18 protein-coding genes are annotated in these 17,956 nt (G+C 70.6%); 8 read left to right on the top strand and 10 right to left on the bottom strand.

Annotated elements, in window-relative coordinates; genetic code table 11:
• The first annotated feature begins 77 nt into the window (after positions 1-77).
• Positions 78-1,226, top strand: coding sequence for an acetyl-CoA C-acetyltransferase (locus tag ACW14X_RS15430; protein ID WP_457162558.1), 1,149 nt, complete (start codon positions 78-80; stop codon positions 1,224-1,226).
• Here ACW14X_RS15430 and yidC read toward each other — a convergent pair.
• The 5 genes from yidC to ACW14X_RS15455 all read right to left on the bottom strand — a co-directional run bounded on the left by yidC (position 1,210) and on the right by ACW14X_RS15455 (position 4,968).
• Positions 1,210-2,043, bottom strand: coding sequence for a membrane protein insertase YidC (gene yidC, locus ACW14X_RS15435; RefSeq protein ID WP_457162559.1), 834 nt, complete (start codon positions 2,041-2,043; stop codon positions 1,210-1,212). The genes ACW14X_RS15430 and yidC overlap by 17 nt on opposite strands.
• 57 nt (positions 2,044-2,100) lie before the next feature.
• Positions 2,101-2,388 (bottom strand): hypothetical protein, encoded by a 288-nt coding sequence (locus ACW14X_RS15440; protein ID WP_457162560.1) that lies wholly within the window; start codon positions 2,386-2,388, stop codon positions 2,101-2,103.
• Positions 2,389-2,423: 35 nt separating this feature from the next.
• Positions 2,424-2,993 (bottom strand): GNAT family N-acetyltransferase, encoded by a 570-nt coding sequence (locus ACW14X_RS15445; protein WP_457162561.1) that lies wholly within the window; start codon positions 2,991-2,993, stop codon positions 2,424-2,426.
• A gap of 16 nt (positions 2,994-3,009) precedes the next feature.
• A complete protein-coding gene (locus tag ACW14X_RS15450; RefSeq protein WP_457162562.1) occupies positions 3,010-4,080 on the bottom strand; it encodes an NAD(P)H-dependent flavin oxidoreductase in 1,071 nt (356 codons plus the stop codon).
• Positions 4,081-4,224: 144 nt separating this feature from the next.
• Positions 4,225-4,968, bottom strand: a complete 744-nt coding sequence (locus ACW14X_RS15455; protein ID WP_457162563.1) for an enoyl-CoA hydratase family protein — start codon at positions 4,966-4,968, stop codon at positions 4,225-4,227.
• 97 nt (positions 4,969-5,065) lie between these two features.
• On the opposite strand from ACW14X_RS15455, the gene ACW14X_RS15460 reads away from it, so the two are divergent.
• The gene (locus ACW14X_RS15460; RefSeq protein WP_457162564.1) at positions 5,066-5,947 is read left to right on the top strand and encodes an SDR family oxidoreductase; all 882 of its coding nucleotides are present in this window, start codon (positions 5,066-5,068) and stop codon (positions 5,945-5,947) included.
• A gap of 160 nt (positions 5,948-6,107) precedes the next feature.
• On the opposite strand, the gene ACW14X_RS15465 is transcribed toward ACW14X_RS15460, so the two are convergent.
• Entirely contained in the window at positions 6,108-6,497 is a 390-nt protein-coding gene (locus ACW14X_RS15465) for a nuclear transport factor 2 family protein (protein ID WP_457162565.1), read from the bottom strand.
• 88 nt (positions 6,498-6,585) lie between these two features.
• Here ACW14X_RS15465 and ACW14X_RS15470 point away from each other — a divergent pair, with 88 nt between their 5' ends.
• The gene (locus tag ACW14X_RS15470; RefSeq protein ID WP_457162566.1) at positions 6,586-7,008 is read left to right on the top strand and encodes a winged helix-turn-helix transcriptional regulator; all 423 of its coding nucleotides are present in this window, start codon (positions 6,586-6,588) and stop codon (positions 7,006-7,008) included.
• A gap of 5 nt (positions 7,009-7,013) precedes the next feature.
• Here the strand turns inward: ACW14X_RS15470 and bla are convergent, their stop codons facing one another.
• Positions 7,014-7,892: a class A beta-lactamase gene (gene bla, locus ACW14X_RS15475; RefSeq protein WP_457162567.1), complete on the bottom strand. Its 879-nt coding sequence runs from the start codon at positions 7,890-7,892 to the stop codon at positions 7,014-7,016.
• A gap of 108 nt (positions 7,893-8,000) precedes the next feature.
• Between bla and ACW14X_RS15480 the strand changes: the two genes are divergently transcribed.
• The 3 genes from ACW14X_RS15480 to ACW14X_RS15490 all read left to right on the top strand — a co-directional run bounded on the left by ACW14X_RS15480 (position 8,001) and on the right by ACW14X_RS15490 (position 11,270).
• Positions 8,001-8,870 (top strand): LysR family transcriptional regulator, encoded by an 870-nt coding sequence (locus ACW14X_RS15480; protein WP_457162568.1) that lies wholly within the window; start codon positions 8,001-8,003, stop codon positions 8,868-8,870.
• Complete coding sequence (locus ACW14X_RS15485) at positions 8,867-9,790, top strand: serine hydrolase (RefSeq protein WP_457162569.1); 924 nt, start codon at positions 8,867-8,869, stop codon at positions 9,788-9,790. Before ACW14X_RS15480 ends, ACW14X_RS15485 begins: the two co-directional genes overlap by 4 nt.
• Positions 9,791-9,971: 181 nt before the next feature.
• On the top strand, positions 9,972-11,270 hold the full coding sequence (locus tag ACW14X_RS15490; protein WP_457162570.1) for an MFS transporter: 1,299 nt from the start codon (positions 9,972-9,974) through the stop codon (positions 11,268-11,270).
• Positions 11,271-11,280: 10 nt separating this feature from the next.
• Here ACW14X_RS15490 and ACW14X_RS15495 read toward each other — a convergent pair whose 3' ends face one another.
• Together ACW14X_RS15495 and ACW14X_RS15500 are read right to left on the bottom strand one after the other, a co-directional pair.
• On the bottom strand, positions 11,281-13,326 hold the full coding sequence (locus ACW14X_RS15495; protein ID WP_457162571.1) for an acyltransferase family protein: 2,046 nt from the start codon (positions 13,324-13,326) through the stop codon (positions 11,281-11,283).
• A gap of 45 nt (positions 13,327-13,371) precedes the next feature.
• Positions 13,372-14,679, bottom strand: a complete 1,308-nt coding sequence (locus ACW14X_RS15500) for a D-arabinono-1,4-lactone oxidase (RefSeq protein WP_457162572.1) — start codon at positions 14,677-14,679, stop codon at positions 13,372-13,374.
• 127 nt (positions 14,680-14,806) lie between these two features.
• On the opposite strand from ACW14X_RS15500, the gene ACW14X_RS15505 reads away from it, so the two are divergent.
• Complete coding sequence (locus ACW14X_RS15505; RefSeq protein ID WP_160026280.1) at positions 14,807-16,015, top strand: amino acid deaminase/aldolase; 1,209 nt, start codon at positions 14,807-14,809, stop codon at positions 16,013-16,015.
• Positions 16,016-16,024: 9 nt separating this feature from the next.
• Here the strand turns inward: ACW14X_RS15505 and ACW14X_RS15510 are convergent, their stop codons facing one another.
• Complete coding sequence (locus tag ACW14X_RS15510; protein WP_457162573.1) at positions 16,025-16,630, bottom strand: TetR/AcrR family transcriptional regulator; 606 nt, start codon at positions 16,628-16,630, stop codon at positions 16,025-16,027.
• A 98-nt stretch (positions 16,631-16,728) separates the two neighbouring features.
• Here ACW14X_RS15510 and ACW14X_RS15515 point away from each other — a divergent pair, with 98 nt between their 5' ends.
• Positions 16,729-17,952 carry an alanine racemase gene (locus ACW14X_RS15515; RefSeq protein ID WP_457162574.1) on the top strand — a complete coding sequence of 408 codons (1,224 nt, stop codon included), beginning with the start codon at positions 16,729-16,731 and terminating at the stop codon, positions 17,950-17,952.
• Positions 17,953-17,956: the final 4 nt, after the last annotated feature.

The following is a 17,956-nucleotide window of genomic DNA, read 5'->3' on the forward strand; positions in this document are numbered from 1 at the left end:
ATGGGACGCCGCAGTCCGTCAGAGCCGTTCACTTTCCCGCCATGGCGGGAAAGTGCTTTCGATCGAAGGAGCAACTCGTGCCTGAGGCATTCATCGTCGACGCCGTTCGCACTCCCGTGGGCAAGCGCGGAGGCGCGCTCGCCGGGGTCCATCCGGCCGATCTCGGTGCTCACGCGCTCACCGCGCTCGTCGACCGCACCGGGATCGACCCGGGTGCCGTCGACGACGTGATCATGGGGTGCTGCGACACCATCGGCGGGCAGGCCGGCGACGTCGCGCGGACGGCGTGGCTGGTGGCCGGGCTGCCTGACCACGTACCCGGCGTCACCATCGACCGGCAGTGCGGCTCCTCGCAGCAGGCGGTGCACTTCGCTGCGCAGGGTGTCATGTCCGGGACCCAGGACCTGGTCGTCGCGGGCGGGCTGCAGAACATGTCCGCGATCCCGATCTCCGCGGCGATGCTGGTGGGGGCGCAATACGGCTACACCACCCCGTTCGCCGAGTCGCCCGGCTGGGTGAAGCGCTACGGCGACCAGGAGATCTCCCAGTTCCGCTCCGCCGAGATGATCGCGGAGAAGTGGGACATCTCGCGGGAGGACATGGAGGCGTACGCACTCGCCTCGCACCAGCGCGCCAAGACCGCGATCGCCGAGGGGCGGTTCGACCGGGAGATCGTGCCGGTCGGCGACTTCGCCGTCGATCAGTGCCCGCGCGACACGTCCCTCGAGAAGATGGCCTCGCTGGAGCCGCTCGCCCCCGGCGGACGGATCACCGCCGCCGTCGCCTCCCAGATCTGCGACGCCTCCTCAGCACTGCTGGTCGCCTCGGCCGCGGCTGTACGGACCTTCGGCCTCACCCCGCGCGCCCGGATCCATCACCTCTCCGTCCGCGGCGACGACCCGGTCTGGATGCTCACCGGCCCGATCGAGGCCACCCGTCACGCCCTCGCCAAGACCGGCCTGTCGGTCGACGACATCGACCTGTTCGAGTGCAACGAGGCCTTCGCGAGTGTCGTCCTGGCGTGGATGAAGGAGCTCGACGTCCCGCACTCGAAGGTCAACGTGAACGGTGGCGGCATCGCCCTCGGCCACCCCATCGGCGCCACCGGCACCCGGCTGATGACCACCCTCCTCAACGAGCTCGAGCGCACCGGCGGCCGCTACGGACTGCAGACCATGTGCGAGGGTGGCGGCCAGGCCAACGTCACCATCATCGAGCGACTGTGAGTACGGCCCGCTTCTCGTGTCGCTTCTCGGCGCGTGCTGCGGCGGGGGAGCCGGGGGTGGGGAACCAGCGGTGGATGACCGCGGCCTGACCGGCGGTCCACAGGCCGCTGATGACCCAGTAGACGAGCAGGGCGAGGGGGACGGTGCTGCCGGCGAGGAGCATGCCGCCGGCGGAGATGACCGGCATCATCTCCTGGATCCGGATCATCGACTCGGGCATGTCGGTGCGCACCATGTTGGGCAGGACCCACAGCCGCTGGCTGAGATAGCTGACCAGCGCGGCGGTGGCGGCGAGGCCGAGGGTGATCACCAGGTGGGTGGTGTCGCCGGAGAGGTAGCCGTGGCCGGTCAGCGGCGTGCCGAGGAAGGTCGCGTTCCCGAGCGAGGCGACCAGCGAGTCGTTCATCGCGCCAACCGCGTTGTTCCGGCTGACGTCGGAGAGCAGGTGGTAGAGCGCCAGGAAGATCGGCAGCTGGGCGAAGGCGGCGAGCATGGCGAAGCGGGGTACGCCGTGCTCCTCGTTGATCTTGCGCCGCTCCTCCATCATCGCCATCACGTCGGCCTGGCTCGGGCTCCCGGACGAGCTCTTCTTCGAGTACTTCTTGGTCAGCGCCTGGAGCTGCGGGCGGGCGCGGGCAGAGGCGTGGGAGTGGCGTACGCCGCGGATCGTGAGCGGCAGGAGGGCGAGTCTGACCAGCACCACGACCGCGGCGATGGCCAGCAGCCAGCTGACGTTGGGGCCGACGAAGGAGAGGACGTGGTGGGCGCCGGCGAGGACGGCGGCGAGGGCGTGCGACAGCGGGGCGAGAACGGACATGGGTGTGCTCCTGAGATGAGTGGGTAGGGCTGACGGGCTCGCCGGGTTCGGCGAGTGTCAGACCTGCTCAGGAGCGCGCGGGCGGCGCGGGGAGCACACCGGGTCGGTGACCCGGGCAGCGAGATGGTGAGGTCCCTCGGAAGCGTCACGCGGTGCCGTCGAATGGGCCCTGACCAGGGCGAACGCACCGACGTTGTGGATCGCTCCGACGGCGACCGCCGCGAGCGCGGTAGAGACGGCGATGGTGAGCAGCGCCTGCTCGGGATCGACGCTCATCAGCGCCGGGAGCATCAGCGTGAAAAGTGCGACGAGCGCGATGCGTACGCGGCTCGTCTCGGTCTTCACGACTCACACTCTACCGATCGAGGTCAACCAGCGCCTCATCTCAGATCACGCCGCATCAGCACGCGCGGGTGGCCGGCGAGGACCGAGGTGGTGTCGGCGGCGTGCGTGAAGCCGGCTGCCTCGAAGTTCTTGCGGATCCCGGCGTACGCCATGGTCAGGTCGACCTTGGCGCCCTGGTTGTCGAGCGGATACGCCTCGACGGCCGGTGCGCCGTGGTCGCGCGCGAAGTCGACGGCACCCTCGATGAGCGTGTGCGAGATGCCCTTGCCGCGATGGCCCGGCCGCACGCGGATGCACCACAGGGACCAGACCGGCAGGTCGTCGACGTGGGGGATCTTCCGGTTGCGGGCGAAGGACGTGTCTGCGCGGGGTGCGATCGCGGTCCAGCCGACGGGCTCGTCGCCGTCGTAGGCGAGCACGCCCAGCGGCCCCTGTTCGAGCAGGCCGCGCACGTAGTCGCCCCGCTCCGGTCCGTGCAGCTCGTTGTTGAGCTTCGACGGGATCCGGTAGCTCAGGCACCAGCACACGCTGGCGTCGGGTCGTTTGGGACCGACAAGAGTGCGTACGTCCTCGAACACCGTCGCCGGGCGAACCTCGATGGCCATGGGTCCACCCTGAGGCTCAGGCGCGGGTCGCGTCCAGGTGTTTGAGGCGGTCGGCGGCCTGGGCGACGATGCGGTCGACCAGCTCCTCGCAGGTGGGGAGGTCATCGAGGAGGCCGACGACCTGACCGCTGGAGAGCATCCCGGCGTTCGTGTCGCCCTCGACCAGGCCGGCGCGGAGCAGCATGGGGGTGTTGGCGGCGAGTACGACCTCGGCCCAGGTGCGATCGCCGCCGTGGACCATCGCGCGGCCGTCCTTGATCAGGGTCCGCCAGGGGAGGCCGGACATCTCCTTGAACTGCCGGGTGCGCTTGAGGGTGCGCAGCAGCTTCGCCGTGATGCCTTCCTTCTCGAGCGTGTCGATGAACTCGGTTCGGAGCAGGCGGTGCGGCATGCCGTCGGCCTTGGTGGTCACGACGGTGCCGTCGAGGCCGAAGCTCAGGTAGCGCCGTCGTACGTCCTCCGGGACGGCCGAGTCGGCGGTGAGCAGGAACCGCGTGCCCATGCCGATGCCGGCCGCGCCGTAGGCCATCGCGGCCGCGAGCCCGCGGCCGTCGAAGAAGCCGCCCGCGGCGACGACGGGGATGTCGACCGCGTCCAGGACGCTGGGGAGGAGCAGGGTGGTCGGGACCGCGCCGGTGTGGCCGCCGCCCTCGCCGCCCTGGATCATCACCATGTCGGCGCCCCAGGCCGCCACCTTCTTGGCGTGCTTGGCCGCGCCGATCGACGGCATCACGACGATGTCGTGCTCCTTGAGCGTGCTGATCAGCTCGGGTTTCGGCGCCAGCGCGAAGCTGGCGACCTTGACGCCGTGATCGATCAGGAGCCGGCAGCGGTCGGGGGCGTCCGAGGCGTCGGCGCGCAGGTTCACGCCGAACGGCTTGTCGGTGCGGCCCTTGACCTCGACGATCGCCTTCTCCAGCTCGTCGAGGGTCATCGTGGCCGAGGCCAGGATGCCGAGCGCGCCCGCGTTGGCGGTGGCCGAGACGAGCCGCGGCCCCGCGACCCAGCCCATCCCGGTCTGCACGATCGGGTGGTCGACCCCGGTCAGCTCGGTCAGCGGCGTACGAAATGTCTGTTCGGTGCTCATCGAGCCTCCTGATCGCGCCGAGTCGGCGCAAACTGACAAGAAATCGGGTCGAGTCGGCTCGTCATGACGCGCCGACTCGGTGAGGAAAACGGTCAGAACGAGCCGACTCGGCACGTTCTTGCGTCAGGACGAGCCGGGTCGGCATCACTTGCCGTCCTTCACGAAGGCGTCGCGGCGCTCGTCGGCCACGCCGGCGAGGTTGAGCTCGTAGGTGAAGCCCTGCTCGAAGCGGTAGGAGGCGTTCACGTCGACCGGGTCGATGCCGTTGAGCGCGGCCTTGGCAGCGCGGATGACCTGCGGGTCCTTCTTCGCGATCTGCCGGGCGACATCGAGGGCGGCCTCATCGAGGTTCTCCCGGGGAACGACCTGGTGGACCGAGCCGAGCTCGTGGAGGCGCTGGGCGGTGATGGTCTGGGCGGTGAAGTAGAGCGTACGCAGCATGTGCTGCGGCACCAGCCGGCTCAGATGGGTGGCGGCGCCGAGGGCGCCGCGGTCGACCTCGGGTACGCCGAAGAAGGCGTCGTCGCTGGCCACGATGGTGTCGGCGTTGCCGACCAGGCCGACGCCTCCGCCGAGGCAGAAGCCGTTGACCGCGGCGATGACGGGGACGGGGCACTCGTAGATCGCCTTGAATGCCGCGTAGCAGCCGCGGTTGGCGCCGAGGATGCCCTCGAACCCCTCGATCTGCTGCATCTCCTTGATGTCGACGCCGGCGTTGAAGCCCTTGCCCTCGGCACGCAGGATCACGACTCGTGCGTTGTTCTCGGCGGCGGTGGTGACGGCGTCGGCAACCTCGAACCAGCCCTTGACCGGCAGTGCGTTCACCGGAGGGTGGTTCATCGTGACGACGGCGATCTGCTCGTCGGTGATCTCGGTGGAGATGCCCATGGTGCCCATCCTCGATTCAGCACTGCCTAACCTAGCGATTGCTTGGTAGCCTAGCAGTTGCTTGGTTTCTGAACGCAAGACTGGAAAGGGACGCCACATGGCTCGACTGCTCGAAGGCCGGATCGCGATCGTCACCGGAGCGGGGCGAGGCATCGGCCGGGCGCATGCGCTCGAGCTCGCCCGTCACGGGGCGAAGGTGGTCGTCAACGACTTCGGCGTCTCGCTGGCGGGCGAGGGCACTGGTGAGTCGCCCGCTTCCCAGGTCGTTGACGAGATCGTCGCCGCAGGTGGGGAGGCAATCGCCAATGCCGCCGACGTGGCCGACTTCGCGGATGCCGAGGCGATGGTGGGGCAGGCCATCGAGACGTACGGGGGCCTGGACATCCTCGTCAACAACGCCGGATTCGTACGCGACCGGATGCTCGTCAACACTTCCGAGGAGGAGTGGGACGCGGTCATCCGAGTGCATCTGAAGGGTCACTTCGCGACGCTGCGGCACGCGGGTGCGTACTGGCGGGCCGAGTCCAAGGCCGGGCGGCAGCGGGACGCGCGGGTGATCAACACCTCGTCCGGCGCGGGGCTGCAGGGCTCGATCGGACAGGGCACCTACTCCGCCGCCAAGGCCGGGATCGCCGGGCTCACCCTGGTCGCCGCCGCCGAGATGTCGCGCTACGGCGTCACCGTCAACGCCATCGCGCCGGTCGCCAAGACCCGGATGACCGAGGGCGCCTTCGACACCTCCGCGATGGCGCTGCCCGAGGACAACTCACCGGTCGTCGCCTGGCTCGCCTCTTCGGAGGCGCGCGACGTCACCGGCCGGGTCATCGAGATCGACGGGCCCACGATGACCGTCGAGAACGGCTGGGCCCACGGCCCCTCCGCCGACGCCGGAGCCCGCTGGGACGCCGCCGACGTCGGGCCCGCCCTCCGCAAGCTGCTCGCCCAGGCGCCGGTGCCGGAGAAGGTGTACGGAGCCTGAGCCGGCTGCAGGAATACCCGGTTAACAGGGTATTCCTGCACTTCTCAGGCAATGCAACGCCAGAGAAGTGCAGGTTTCCCCGGTTAACTGGGTATCCCAACGACTCAACCGAGCTCGGCGCAGACAGCCGCCGCGATGTCGTCGACTGGACCGCCTGGGCTCAGACGCCCCAGAACCTGTCCTCGGCGTCCTGGTCCTCGCCGATGAGCCAGATCTCGGCGATCTTGTCACCGTCGACGCGGAAGACGTCCACACCGTGTTGGTCGAGAGTTGCGCCGTCGGCGCGGGTCGCGGTGAAGCGCACCGTGGTGGCGACGAGGTCGCCGGCTTCGGTCGCCGACAGCGTCTCGAGAGCGAACGTCCCGCTACTGAGCTCCATGAAACGGCCGAGGTGGGCGACGACGGCGTCAGGGCCTCGGTGGTCGCCGGAGAGCTGGTTGCGGCCCGGCTGATGCCACACGACGTCGTCGTGCAGGGTCGCGGCGAGCCCTTCCATGTCGCCGGCCGATACAGCGGCGCCGTAGCGCTGGAGCACGTCGTTCACGGTCATCACGTTGTCCTGTCTTCGTAGGCTGGGGGCGTTTTCCATGGTTCCCGGCAGTCGCCGGTTACTTCAACGTGACCACCGGGAGGTCAACATGTCGCAGACAGACGCGTCGCAGGTCGAATGGACGGTGTTCTCCGCGAAGTGTCCTTCACGCGAGTCGCTGGCGCGTATCGCCAACAAGTGGACGGCGATGATCGTGATCCTGCTGGACCGGAGCCCGCGGCGGTTCGGCGATCTTCACCGGGAGGTCGGCGGCATCTCGAAGAAGGTGCTGGTAGACACCCTTCGCGCGCTCGAGCGGGACGGGATGATCTCCCGCCCCGCTCCGGGAGACGAGTCTCCGGTATACCGGCTAACTCCGCTTGGGCGTACGCTCCGAGAGCCGTTGATCGCCTTGCAGCTGTGGGCGGAGTCCCATGTCGACGACGTGCTGCTGGCGCAGCAGGCGTACGACGAGCGCCACGATGCCGACGTGCTCGCGGGGAGCGACGAGCCGTGGGCGCGAGGGTCCTGATCGGGTCAGGCGAGCTCCTCACAGACGCACCTCGCGATGTCTTCGAGCGGGGTGTCGAGGGGCGCTGCGGTCGGGTCGTCGGAGCGGGTGAGGGCGGCGATGACGATCGGCGCGCCGTCAGGGGTCCAGGTGACGCCGACGTCGTTCCGTGACGCGTAGTCACCACCGCCGGTCTTGTCGGCGAGCCGCCAGCCGGCCGGAACCCCGGCGCCGAACCTGGTGACGGTCGACTGGTTGGCCAGCATCCAGGTGAGCAGCTGGTCCCGGTCGGCGCGGTCGAGGGCGTCGCCGAGCACCAGCTTGGTGTAGGTCTGCGCGATCGCACGCGGCGAGGTGGTGTCGCGCGGGTCGCCGGGGATCGCGCTGTTGAGGTCGGGCTCCCAGCGGTCGAGCCGGGTCACCGAGTCGCCGAGCGATCGGGCGAAGCGGGTGATGCCGGCGGGGCCGCCGATGAGGTGGAGCAGCTCGTTGGCGGCGGTGTTGTCGGACCGGGTGATCGTCGCCTCGGCCAGCTGCGCGACGGTCAGGCCGTTGCGGACGGTGAGCGAGGTGATCGGCGAGTTGACGACGACGTCGGCGGCCTCCCAAGTCAGGCGTTGCTGGAGCGTACGCGCGGGATGATCGCGCAGGATCGAAGCGCCGAGCAGGGTCTTGAAGGTCGACAGCATCGGGAAGCGCTCGTCGGCACGGTGCTCGATGACGCGGCCGGTCCGCATGTTCTTGGCCCAGACGCCGAGGTGACGCTGGTGCTTCTGCTCGAGTGCGGCGATCGCGGGGCTGTCGGCGGCGTACGCCACGGAGCTGCTGACGCCGGTCGCGGCGACGGCGGCCGCGGTGGCGGCTCCGCCCAGGAGGGTGCGGCGGCTGAGGATCGGTGTGGTCATGCCGAGCATCGTGATGGTGCCGCCGCGACCACGTCCAAGGACGATCCGGCATGGACGTATGCATCGCCGACATGGGACGAGGTGGGGCCGATCAGCCATCCTGTACGCGTGGACCTACTGCTTCACCTGCGCGGCTTCGCCGCCGTCGCGGACGAGATGAGCGTCTCCGAGGCCGCGCTCGAGCTCGGCGTCGACCAGCCGCTCCTCAGCCGTCGCCTGCGTGCTCTCGAGCGCGAGCTCGGGGTGGAGCTGCTCGACCGCACCCGCCGGCAGATCGCGCTCACCCCGGCCGGCACGGCGCTGCTGCCACGGGCCAGGCACCTGCTCGACCAGGCCGACCATCTGCTGCGGAGCATCCGCCGGCACGACCGGGAGAGCTTCGTGGTCGCGGTGCCGTCCGGCTGCGACCCCGCTCCGCTCGCGCGACTGGTCGCGCTGCTGGAGGCCGAAGGCGTCGACGTACGCCTCGCGAGCGACAGCGACCACGACGAGACGCCGGTGTCGGCCGCCTGGACGGTCGAGACGTGCGACCCCGACGCGGCCACGTGGCTCACCCGGCTGGGCGCGGCCACCGCTCCCGGGACCGCCGAAGGGCCGGTGTCGCTGAGCTCGCTGCGACCGCGCCGAGGCGGGCAACGTACGCATGTGCTGGCCCTCCCACGAGACCTCGACGATCCGGCCGGACGGCTGCGGCGGCTCGCGGATCGGGCCGGCATCGGACCGGCCGCCCTCCGCCGCGCCCCGCACCAGCTCGCGGTGGCCGAGACCATGGCGGGGCGCGCGAGCCTGGTCTGCGCTCGGCACGAGGCGGTGACGTACGGACTGAGCTGGTCGCCCTTCGTCGAGACGGTGGCGCGCGGCCACCGGCTCGTCGAGCAGCCACCACCGCCCGCACCGCTGGCGGCCGGCCCCGTGCGCGAGCAGGCGCTCGCCCTGCTCGGTGCCTGCGTCGGTGCAGCCGAGGAAGGACCCGCATGAGTCCGCTCGTCGGCAGCGACCGCCACCTGATCGACCTCGCCGAGGCGACGGCCGAGCGCTTCCGAGAGCTCCAGGTACGGATCGCGTTCCTCGCCCGCGACCTCGACACCGGCCACGAGGTCGGGGTCGGTGTCGACCGGCCGATGCCGCTGGCGTCGGTGGCGAAGGTCCCGCTGGCGCTGGTCGTGGCCGACCGGATCGCCCGCGGCGAGATCGACGGCGGCGAGATGGTGACGCTGACCGCGGCGGAGCGGAGCTACGGGCCGTACGGCATCTCGGCGTTCACCCACGATGCGACCTGCTCGGTCACCGACCTGATGCTGATGATGCTCGGCCTCAGCGACAACGCCGCCGCCGACGCGCTCTTCGACAAGGTCTCGCCGCGCGAGGTCGACGAGCAGCTCGCCGAGTGGGGCGTGGAGGGGTTGCGGGTGCGGCACCGGATGCAGCCGATGTACGACTACGCCACCCGCGTCGCCGGCCACGACTTCGCCCTCGCCACCCAGCTCGCGGTCGAGGGCCGCCGGCCCGGCGGGCGGCACGTCATCGACTCGCTCGACGTCGAACGCGCCACCGTCGGCTCTCCGCGCGCCTGCGTCGACCTGCTCGAGCGCATCTGGCGCGACGAGGTCGCCAAGCCCGAGGCGACCGAGCTGGTGCGGCGGCTGATGGGCAAGCAGGTCTTCACCCATCGCATCGCCGCCGACCTGCTCGCCGACGACATCCAGCTCGCCGGCAAGACCGGCGGGTTCCTCACCCTGCGACATGAGATCGCCGTGGTCACCCATCCTGCCGGCCGCGTCGCCATCGCCGTGCTCACCGACTCCGACCGCACCGCCCGGATCCAGAACGACGTCGACCTCGCCATCGCCGCCACCGCCCGCGACGCTGTCGAGGCCCTCGCCTCCCACCGCCCCTGAGCCGAGGCGTCACTCCCGTCGGCCGAGACGTCACGTACGCAGGTCGAGAGGTCACGCCGGTCGGCCGATCCGGCACATCGATGCCACCTCGGCCGACGCGCCTGACGTCTCGGCCGACCGGGGTGACGCCTCGGCAGAAAACCAGTCGGCAATGACCCGGTCGCGGTGGTGGAATTGGCCGGTGCCCCTGCCCGGTTTCATCAGCAACCTCATCCCGCCGACACCGTTGTCGCGGCGGTTGGCGACGCAGTCGCTGCTCTTCGCGGCGGGGGACGGGACGTTCAACACCGCAGCCGCGTTCTACCTGGTCGCGTTCGTCGGCCTGAGCCCGGCGCAGATCGGTGTCGGCCTGACGGTCGCCGGGATCGCGAGCTTCCTCACCGCCTACCCGATGGGCCGGCTGGCCGACTTCATCGGCCCGAAGCGGATCTGGGCGATCAGTGCGCTGATCAGCGCGCTGATGTTCGCGACGATGCCGTTCATCCACGGCTTCTGGGCCTACCTGTGCGTCATCGTCGTCTTCGAGGTGGTCAACAACGCGGGCGGTGCCGGCCGGAATGCGTACGTCCTCGATGTGCTGCCCGACAAGGAGCGGGTCGCGACCCAGGCGTTCATGTACTCCAGCCTCAACCTCGGCTTCACCATCGGTGCTCTGATCGCCGGCATCGCGCTCGCGCTGGACACCGACACCGTCCTCAAGTGGGGCGTGCCGTTCTTCGCGCTGGCCATCGGGATCGCCAACTCCGTCTGGATCACCCGGCTGCCGCGGGCGCCCCACGAGGAGCGCCGCGCGGCCGGCGAGGTCACCGAGAAGCTGCCCGGCCCGGGCGCGCTGCGCAACGTCGGCTGGCTCCTGGTGACCACCTTCACCGGCACGCTGTGGTCCAACCAGGTGCTGCTGCACACCGTGATCCCGCTGTGGCTGGTCGAATTCACCGACTCGCCGCGCTGGCTGCTGGCCTGGCTCTTCGCCACCAACACGGTGCTGTGCATCATCCTCCCGGCCTACACGTCCAAGGGCGTCCACGACGTCCGCGACGCGTTGCGCCGGGTGTGGTGGAGCAGCGCGTTCTTCGTCGCCGCCTGCGCGATCACGCTGGTCACCCACGACACCCGCGGGTTCCTCACCATCTTCCTGGTCTGGCTCGGCCACGTCGCCGTGACCGGCGCCGAGCTGGCCATCGGCTCCGCCTCGTGGGCCTTCCAGGCCGAGCTCATGGACCCCGAGCGGCGTGGCGAGTACGAAGGTGTCGCAGGCATCGGCCGCCAGCTCGGCGGCGCGTGGGCCCCGGCCCTGTTCACCTTCCTCGCCATGGGCTGGCACCCCGACTTCTACAGCGGCGCCGGCTGGATCGTGATCGGCGCGATCATCGTCGCCGCTGCCGCCGCCATGGGGCCGTCGACCAAGATGGCCGTACGTTTCAAGCAGACCCACTTCCCGCACGAGGACGAGCCCGAGCCGGAGCCGGCGGCCGCCTAGCTCGGCACGATCAGCGCAGGATCGTGGCGATCCGGTCGCCGAGGTAGGGCGCGAGGGTCGCGGCGTAGAGCGGCGAGATGTGGAAGCCGTCCTGGTAGACCTGCAGGTTGCCGACGACGGGCGAGCAGGTGTCGGCCTCGCAGAAGTAGTCGGTGAGGTCGACACGATGGGCGTTCGGGGTCAGCCGAACCGCGCCGGCGGTGCCGTCGTCGCGTACGGCCCGGTCCCGGTCGCGCGCGCAGGTCGATCCCGCCGCGAGGCCGGCGTCGTCGATGCACGGCTGGACCACGCGGGCGAACCGGGTGGTGCTGCCCTCGAAGATCGGGCTGTCCCGGATCGCGATGACCGGCACCGACGGGTCCGGCCGGCTCGCCCATGCCTCCGCGAGACCACGACTGAGCGCCTCGCCGGTCGTCTCGTCACCGACGGCCTCGACCGCGACCTGGCTGGAGTGGATGACGACGTACGCATCGATCCCCCGCTCCTCGGAGAGATAGGTCGCGAGCCGCGACTTCCACTGCCGGCACAGCTCGACGGTCGTCCGGGGGGTGCCGACACGATCGCGCGCGTTCCAGTGGCAGCCGGCGCGGCTGGCGACGTCGATGCGCCACCCGCGGCGTTCGGCGATCTCGCGGTAGGCGGGGACGAGCTGGTGGTTGTGCGAGTCGCCGATCGCGAGCAGCCGCCGCGTGTAGCCGCGAGCCGGCCCGAGCGTGCACACCTTGAACCGCACCGGCCGCTCCTTGTTGGACCAGCAGCCCGACCCGTCGGGCGCCTGGTAGCCGAGACTGGCGTCGAGCAGCCGGTCCGGACCCTCGCAGCCGGCGGTCGCGGGGTCCATGGCAGCCGCGCCGATACAGCCGGCGTACTTCTTCGCGGCGGCGACGGCGGCCGCCCTCGCGGCAGCGTCCTGGCGCTCGACAGCGGTGGCGCCGGCCAACGTCGTGCCCGCGACCAGCGCGAGCACCACCGGGACGGTCACGAGCCGGCTGAGGCCCGTGAAGGACGGTCCGAGGCGGGTGACCGGCACCTCGACGAACCGGTGGGTGAGCCAGGCCAGGACCACCGAGGCCGAGAGCACGATCACTGCGGCGAGGAGCGTGGTCCGGGTGGCGTACGTCCAGCTCAGCCACGCCACCAGCAGCGGCCAGTGCCACAGATAGAGCGGGAAGGAGATGTCCGCGACGAACCGCAGCGGCCGCACCGCGAGGAGCCGCTGCGGCCCCCAGCGAGCCGTCGATCCCGAGCCGAGCACGACCAGCAGCGCCCCGCCGACCGGCCACAGCGCCCACGGCCCCGGGAAGAGCGCGGCACCGTCGAGCACGAACCCCGAGCTCGCGACGAGCAGCAGCCCGGCCCAGGCGAGCACCGGGCGCGCGACCCCCGGTGGACGGAGACCGTCGAGCCCGAGCGCGAGCAGCGCGCCGACGCCGAGCTCCCAGAAGCGTGCCCCGGTGTGGAAGTACGCCACCTGCTGGTCGGCGATCCCCAGCCGCCACGCGAAGACGAACGAGGCCACCGTCGCCACCGCCACGACGAGCGCCAGCACGAGCCGGAGCCGCGCCCGCGCCACCCGCCAGATCACCAGCACCACCAGCGGCCAGACCAGCAGAAACTGTCCCTGCACCGCCAGCGACCAGAAGTGCTGCAGCGGGCTCGCGCTCGGCCCGGCCGCCCCGTAGGCGAGCTGTGACCGGATCATCTCCCAGTTCAAGACGTACGCCGCCGACGCAGCGATCTCCCGCAACGTCGAGCCCCACATCGACCGCGGCATGACCGTCACCATCAGCACCGCCGTCCCGGCGAGCACGACCAGCGTCGGAGCCGAGAGCCGCAGGAACGTACGCCCGTAGTGGTCGCCCAGCCGCAGCTCGGACGACGCGACCCGGCGGACGAGCGACCGGGTCACCAGGAACCCGGTCAGCACGAGGAAGACGTCGACGCCGCCCGAGACCCGGCCGTTGCCGAAGAGGTGGAAGACCACCACGAGTGCCAGCGCCAGCCCCCGTAGCCCGTGGATCTCAGCGATGCGCGGCGGTCGGGGAGGCTGCGGCATCGGGTCACGCTAAGGGTCGCCGGTGACCCCCGGGAGAAGTGCAGGTTAAGAGCCGAGGACCTGCTCGAGGTAGGGGTTGCCGAACGTACGCGACGGGTCGAGCTTGTCGCGCAGCGCCACGAAGTCGCCGAACCGCGGATAGCGTTCGGCCAGGTCAGTGGCGGTGAGGGTGTGCATCTTGCCCCAGTGCGGGCGGCCACCGGCCTCGCCGGCGATGCGCTCGAAGGTCGCGAAGTACTCCTCGCGCCACGGCGAGGAGGGCGCGGTGTGGATCGCGATGTAGACGTTCTCGCGCTCGAACCCGGTCGACAGCGGGATGTCGTCGGCGCCGGCCACCCGAACCTCGACCGGGAAGGAGATGTTCCACGAGGACGCCTCCACGGCACGCTCGAGCTCGGCGAGGACCTCCATGCCGACGGCACGCGGGACGGCGTACTCGCTCTCCACGAACCTCACCTTTCGCTGCGAGGTGAAGACGCGGTAGGAGATGTCGGTGAACTCGCGCGGCGAGAGGGCGGAGGCGGCGAAGCGGGCCAGCGGCTTCACCAGAGCAGGGACCCGAAGACCGAGACCGACGGTCGCGCCGAAGGCCTGGTTCGAGAGGAGCTCGTCGTCGAACCAGCCCCGGAGCCGGCCCACCGGCGCCAGCGGAGTCTCCGGCAGCGGCAGCCGGGTGTTGTGCTTGGTCAGGACCCGGGTCGTGTGCGGGAACCAGTAGAACTCGAAGTGGTCGGTGCCCGACGCGTGCGAGTCGAAAGCGGCCATCACCTCGGCGAGCTCACCGTTGCCCTCGCGTGCGCGCAGCGCGAAGAGGGGCTCGGTCTGGAGGGTGACCTCGACGATGATCCCGAGCGCGCCGAGTCCCACGCGGGCGAGCTCGAAGACCTCCGGATTCTCCGACGCCGAGCAGGGGATCACGGAGCCGTCGGCGAGGAGCAGCCGCAGGCCGCGTACCTGGGTCGCCAGGCCGCCGAAACGCGCTCCCGTGCCGTGGGTGCCGGTCGAGATCGCCCCGGAGATCGACTGCTCCTCGATGTCACCGAGGTTGGTCATCGACAGACCGAGCGCCTCGAGCGCCCGGTTGAGGACCTTGAGGCGGGTGCCGCCGCGTACCGTCACCAGACCGGTCGTCGAGTCCGCCCGAACGATCCCGGAGAGACGATCTAGGCTGACCTGGACATCGACGGGCGACCCGATCGCGGTGAACGAGTGCCCCGCCCCGATCGGCTTGATCCGCCGCCCGGCCTCCGCCGCGGCCACGACGACCGCCGAGAGCTCTGCCTCGTCGCGAGGCACCACGACCTCGACCGCGCCCGCGTGCTGGTTGCCTGCCCAGTTCTGCCACTGACTCACGCGGGAAAGGGTGTCGCCTCGGAGGCGTACGGTCAACGGCTGCGCCCACATCGATCGGCCCGCGCGGTGGCACAGATGGTCACCTCCCGTTGACGCGAGTGCCGCGCGGGGCATAGACACTTGCGTCGTGGTCACGACTTCCCACCATCTCTCCGCCCAGCAGCACGAACGGCTCGACCGGGCGACCGCCCGTCTCGACGGACCCGTCGGGGCGGTGGACCTCGCGGCGTTCGACGCCAACGCCGACGATCTCGTACGCCGTGCCGCCGGCACCCCGATCCGAGTCGCCAGCAAGTCCGTACGCTGCCGGGCGCTGATCGACCGGGTGCTCGCCCGCGAGGGATACGAGGGGATCCTGGCCTTCACGCTGTTCGAGGCGCTGTGGCTGGCCGAGACGCACTACGACGTCGTGGTCGGCTACCCGACCGCCGACCGGGCCGCGCTCGCCACCCTCGCGAAGGACGAGGAGAAGCTCGCCCGGGTCACCCTGATGGTCGACAGTGCCGAGGGGTTGTCGCTGGTCAAGGCCGCGATCGGCACCCCGGCCGCCCCCGTACGCGTGGCCATCGACCTCGACGCCGCGCTGGTCATCGCGCGCCGCATCTGGCTCGGTGCCCGCCGCTCCCCGGTCCGCACCCCCGAGGACGCCGTCGCCCTCGCCCGGATCGTCGCCGACGACCCGGACTTCCAGCTGGTCGGGCTGATGGCCTACGAGGGCCAGGTCGCCGGCACCGTCGACCGACCGCTCAGCGGCAACCCGCCCGCGGCCGTCATCAGACGGATGAAGAAGGCCTCCATCGCCGAGATCACCGAGCGTCGCGGGAAGATCGTCGCGGCCGTACGCTCCCTGGCCGACCTCGAGTTCGTCAACGGCGGCGGCACGGGCTCGATCGAGTCCACCCATGCCGATCCGTCGGTGACCGAGATCGCGGCCGGGTCCGGGCTCTACGGCCCGACCCTCTTCGACCGCTACGACGGCTTCACTCCCCACCCCGCGGCGTACTTCGGGCTGAGCGTGGTCCGCCGCCCCGCGCCCGGCATCGTCACCGTCGCCGGGGGTGGCTGGATCGCCTCGGGCCCGCCCGGACTCGACCGCGTGCCCAGTCCGACCTACCCCTTCGGCTTGGAGTACGTCGGCACCGAAGGCGCCGGGGAGGTCCAGACGCCGCTGCGTGGGCATGCCGCCGACCAGCTCGCGATCGGTGACAAGGTGTGGTTCCGGCACGCGAAGGCGGGCGAGGTCTGCGAGCGGCTCGACACGCTCCAGCTGATCGAGGGCGACTCGATCATCACCGTCGCGCCGACCTACCGGGGCGAGGGCCAGACCTTCCTGTGACCTGCTGGATCACTCGCCCAACAGCTGGAACCAGCTCTCGGTGACCAGCTCGCACACGTGGTCGTGCTCGACACCCCACGACCCGTCCGCCCAGCGCTGGAACAGAAAGTCGAGCTGACCGACGGCCAGCGCGCCGCGCAGCCGCCGGCTGTCGGCGTCGAACCGGTCCGCCTTGTCCAGGCCCGCACTGACGTCCTCGATCGTCTCGTCCGTCCAGCCGTCGACGATGCGGCTGAGATCGGGATCGACGGCCTGGGCAGCGCGGGCGATCATCACGATCGGACGCACCTCCGGCCATCGGGACATCGCCTGCCGGATCCAGGCACCGATCTGCTCGCGGGTGCCGGCCGCCACCGCGTCGGCGAGGCCGCCGAGCGAGCTGCCCTGCGGGCAGCGGAGCTGGACCAGCTCGTCCTCGAGGCGCTCGGCGATCAGGGCCTTGATGACGTCGGACTTCGAGGGGAAGTAGGCGTAGAACGTCACCCGGGTGGTGCCTGCCGCCGAGGCGATCTCGTCGATCGTCGTAGCCGCATAGCCGCTCGCGACGAACCGGTCCATCGCCGCGTCCAGCAGGAGCTGGCGAGTCATCGCCCTCTGAGCTGCACGGTTGGCCATGGCGTCACGATAAGCGACGCCGATACCTCCCTGGGGATTTCCACAGTTTCTCGAAAACCCGATGTCTCGTGGCTGGGCCGTCGGTAGGTTCTGTCCCGATGGATGATCAAGTGACCTGGGCGGACAAGGGCTTCTGGGCGCCGGGAGAAGCCGTCGATCTCACCACGTACGCAGCCTCCGGCCACAACCTCTTCGACGGCTCGTTCACCTGGCCGGTGATGGTGCTCAAGCAGAGCGCGCTGGAGCACAACATCGCGACCCTCGCCGGCTTCGCGGAGGAGCACGGCCTGCTGCTCGCCCCGCACGGCAAGACCACGATGGCGCCCTCGCTCTACCAGCGACAGCTCGACGCCGGCGCGTGGGCGATCACCGTCGCCTCACCGAGCCAGGCCCTGGTCGCCCGCCATGCCGGCGTACGCAGGGTCCTCGTCGCCAACGAGATCCTCGACCACAGCGCGCTGAGCTGGGTGGCCTCCGAACGTGCGGCCGACCCGGAGTTCCTCCACCTGCACTGGGTCGACTCGGTCGAGGGTGTCGAGGCGGCGGCCGAGGCCTCGGCCCTGGTCGGCGTCGAGGACCGGCCGATGGCCGTGCTGATCGATCTGGGCTTCCCGAGCGGGCGCACGGGCTGCCGGTCCGTCGACGAGGCCGTCGAGCTCGCGCGGGTGGTCGACTCCACGCCGGGCGTACTCCTGGCGGGGGTGGCCGGCTACGAGGGTGGGCTGCGGACCGCGGCAGAGGTCGGCGACTACTTCGACCGTCTCAAGGAGCTCGCCTCGAGTCTCTACACCAACGGCCTGATCGCCGCCGACGCCATCGTCTCCGCAGGTGGCAGCGCCTTCTTCGACGTCCTCGCCGAGCGCTGGTCCACGGGCTGGCCGGGCGGGATGACCCCTCGCAAGGTGCTGCGCAGCGGGACGTACGTCACCCACGACCACGGTCTCTACGCCGAGGAGACGCCCTACAACCGCATCGAGGGCACCCTGGACCCGGCCATCGAGGTGTGGGCCCAGGTGATCTCGGCCCCGGAGGAGGGGTTGGTGATCGTCGGCATGGGCAGGCGGGACGCGCCCTTCGACCACGGCCTGCCCGTCCCGCTCGCGGTGCGGCGCAACGGCTACGGCGGTGCGGAGCCGCTCGAGGGCACCGTCGAGAAGCTGGCCGACCAGCACGCCTTCCTGCGCACCGACGCCGGGCTGCGGCCGGGCGACCTGGTCAGCTTCGGGATCTCGCACCCGTGCACGGCGTTCGACAAGTGGCGGCTGATCCCGGTCGTCGACCTCGACTACACCGTGACCGACCTGGTCCGGACGTACTTCTGAGGGC

This window comes from Nocardioides sp. YJ-D4 (assembly GCF_054031495.1).

Coding starts and splice junctions, on each gene's coding strand:
- yidC (WP_457162559.1), bottom strand. CDS start 2,043: ATGTCCGTTCTCGCCCCGCTGTCGCACGCCCTCGCCGCCGTCCTCGCC.
- ACW14X_RS15445 (WP_457162561.1), bottom strand. CDS start 2,993: ATGGCCATCGAGGTTCGCCCGGCGACGGTGTTCGAGGACGTACGCACT.
- ACW14X_RS15450 (WP_457162562.1), bottom strand. CDS start 4,080: ATGAGCACCGAACAGACATTTCGTACGCCGCTGACCGAGCTGACCGGG.
- ACW14X_RS15455 (WP_457162563.1), bottom strand. CDS start 4,968: ATGGGCATCTCCACCGAGATCACCGACGAGCAGATCGCCGTCGTCACG.
- ACW14X_RS15460 (WP_457162564.1), top strand. CDS start 5,066: ATGGCTCGACTGCTCGAAGGCCGGATCGCGATCGTCACCGGAGCGGGG.
- ACW14X_RS15465 (WP_457162565.1), bottom strand. CDS start 6,497: ATGACCGTGAACGACGTGCTCCAGCGCTACGGCGCCGCTGTATCGGCC.
- ACW14X_RS15470 (WP_457162566.1), top strand. CDS start 6,586: ATGTCGCAGACAGACGCGTCGCAGGTCGAATGGACGGTGTTCTCCGCG.
- bla (WP_457162567.1), bottom strand. CDS start 7,892: ATGACCACACCGATCCTCAGCCGCCGCACCCTCCTGGGCGGAGCCGCC.
- ACW14X_RS15485 (WP_457162569.1), top strand. CDS start 8,867: ATGAGTCCGCTCGTCGGCAGCGACCGCCACCTGATCGACCTCGCCGAG.
- ACW14X_RS15495 (WP_457162571.1), bottom strand. CDS start 13,326: ATGCCGCAGCCTCCCCGACCGCCGCGCATCGCTGAGATCCACGGGCTA.
- ACW14X_RS15510 (WP_457162573.1), bottom strand. CDS start 16,630: ATGGCCAACCGTGCAGCTCAGAGGGCGATGACTCGCCAGCTCCTGCTG.
- ACW14X_RS15515 (WP_457162574.1), top strand. CDS start 16,729: ATGGATGATCAAGTGACCTGGGCGGACAAGGGCTTCTGGGCGCCGGGA.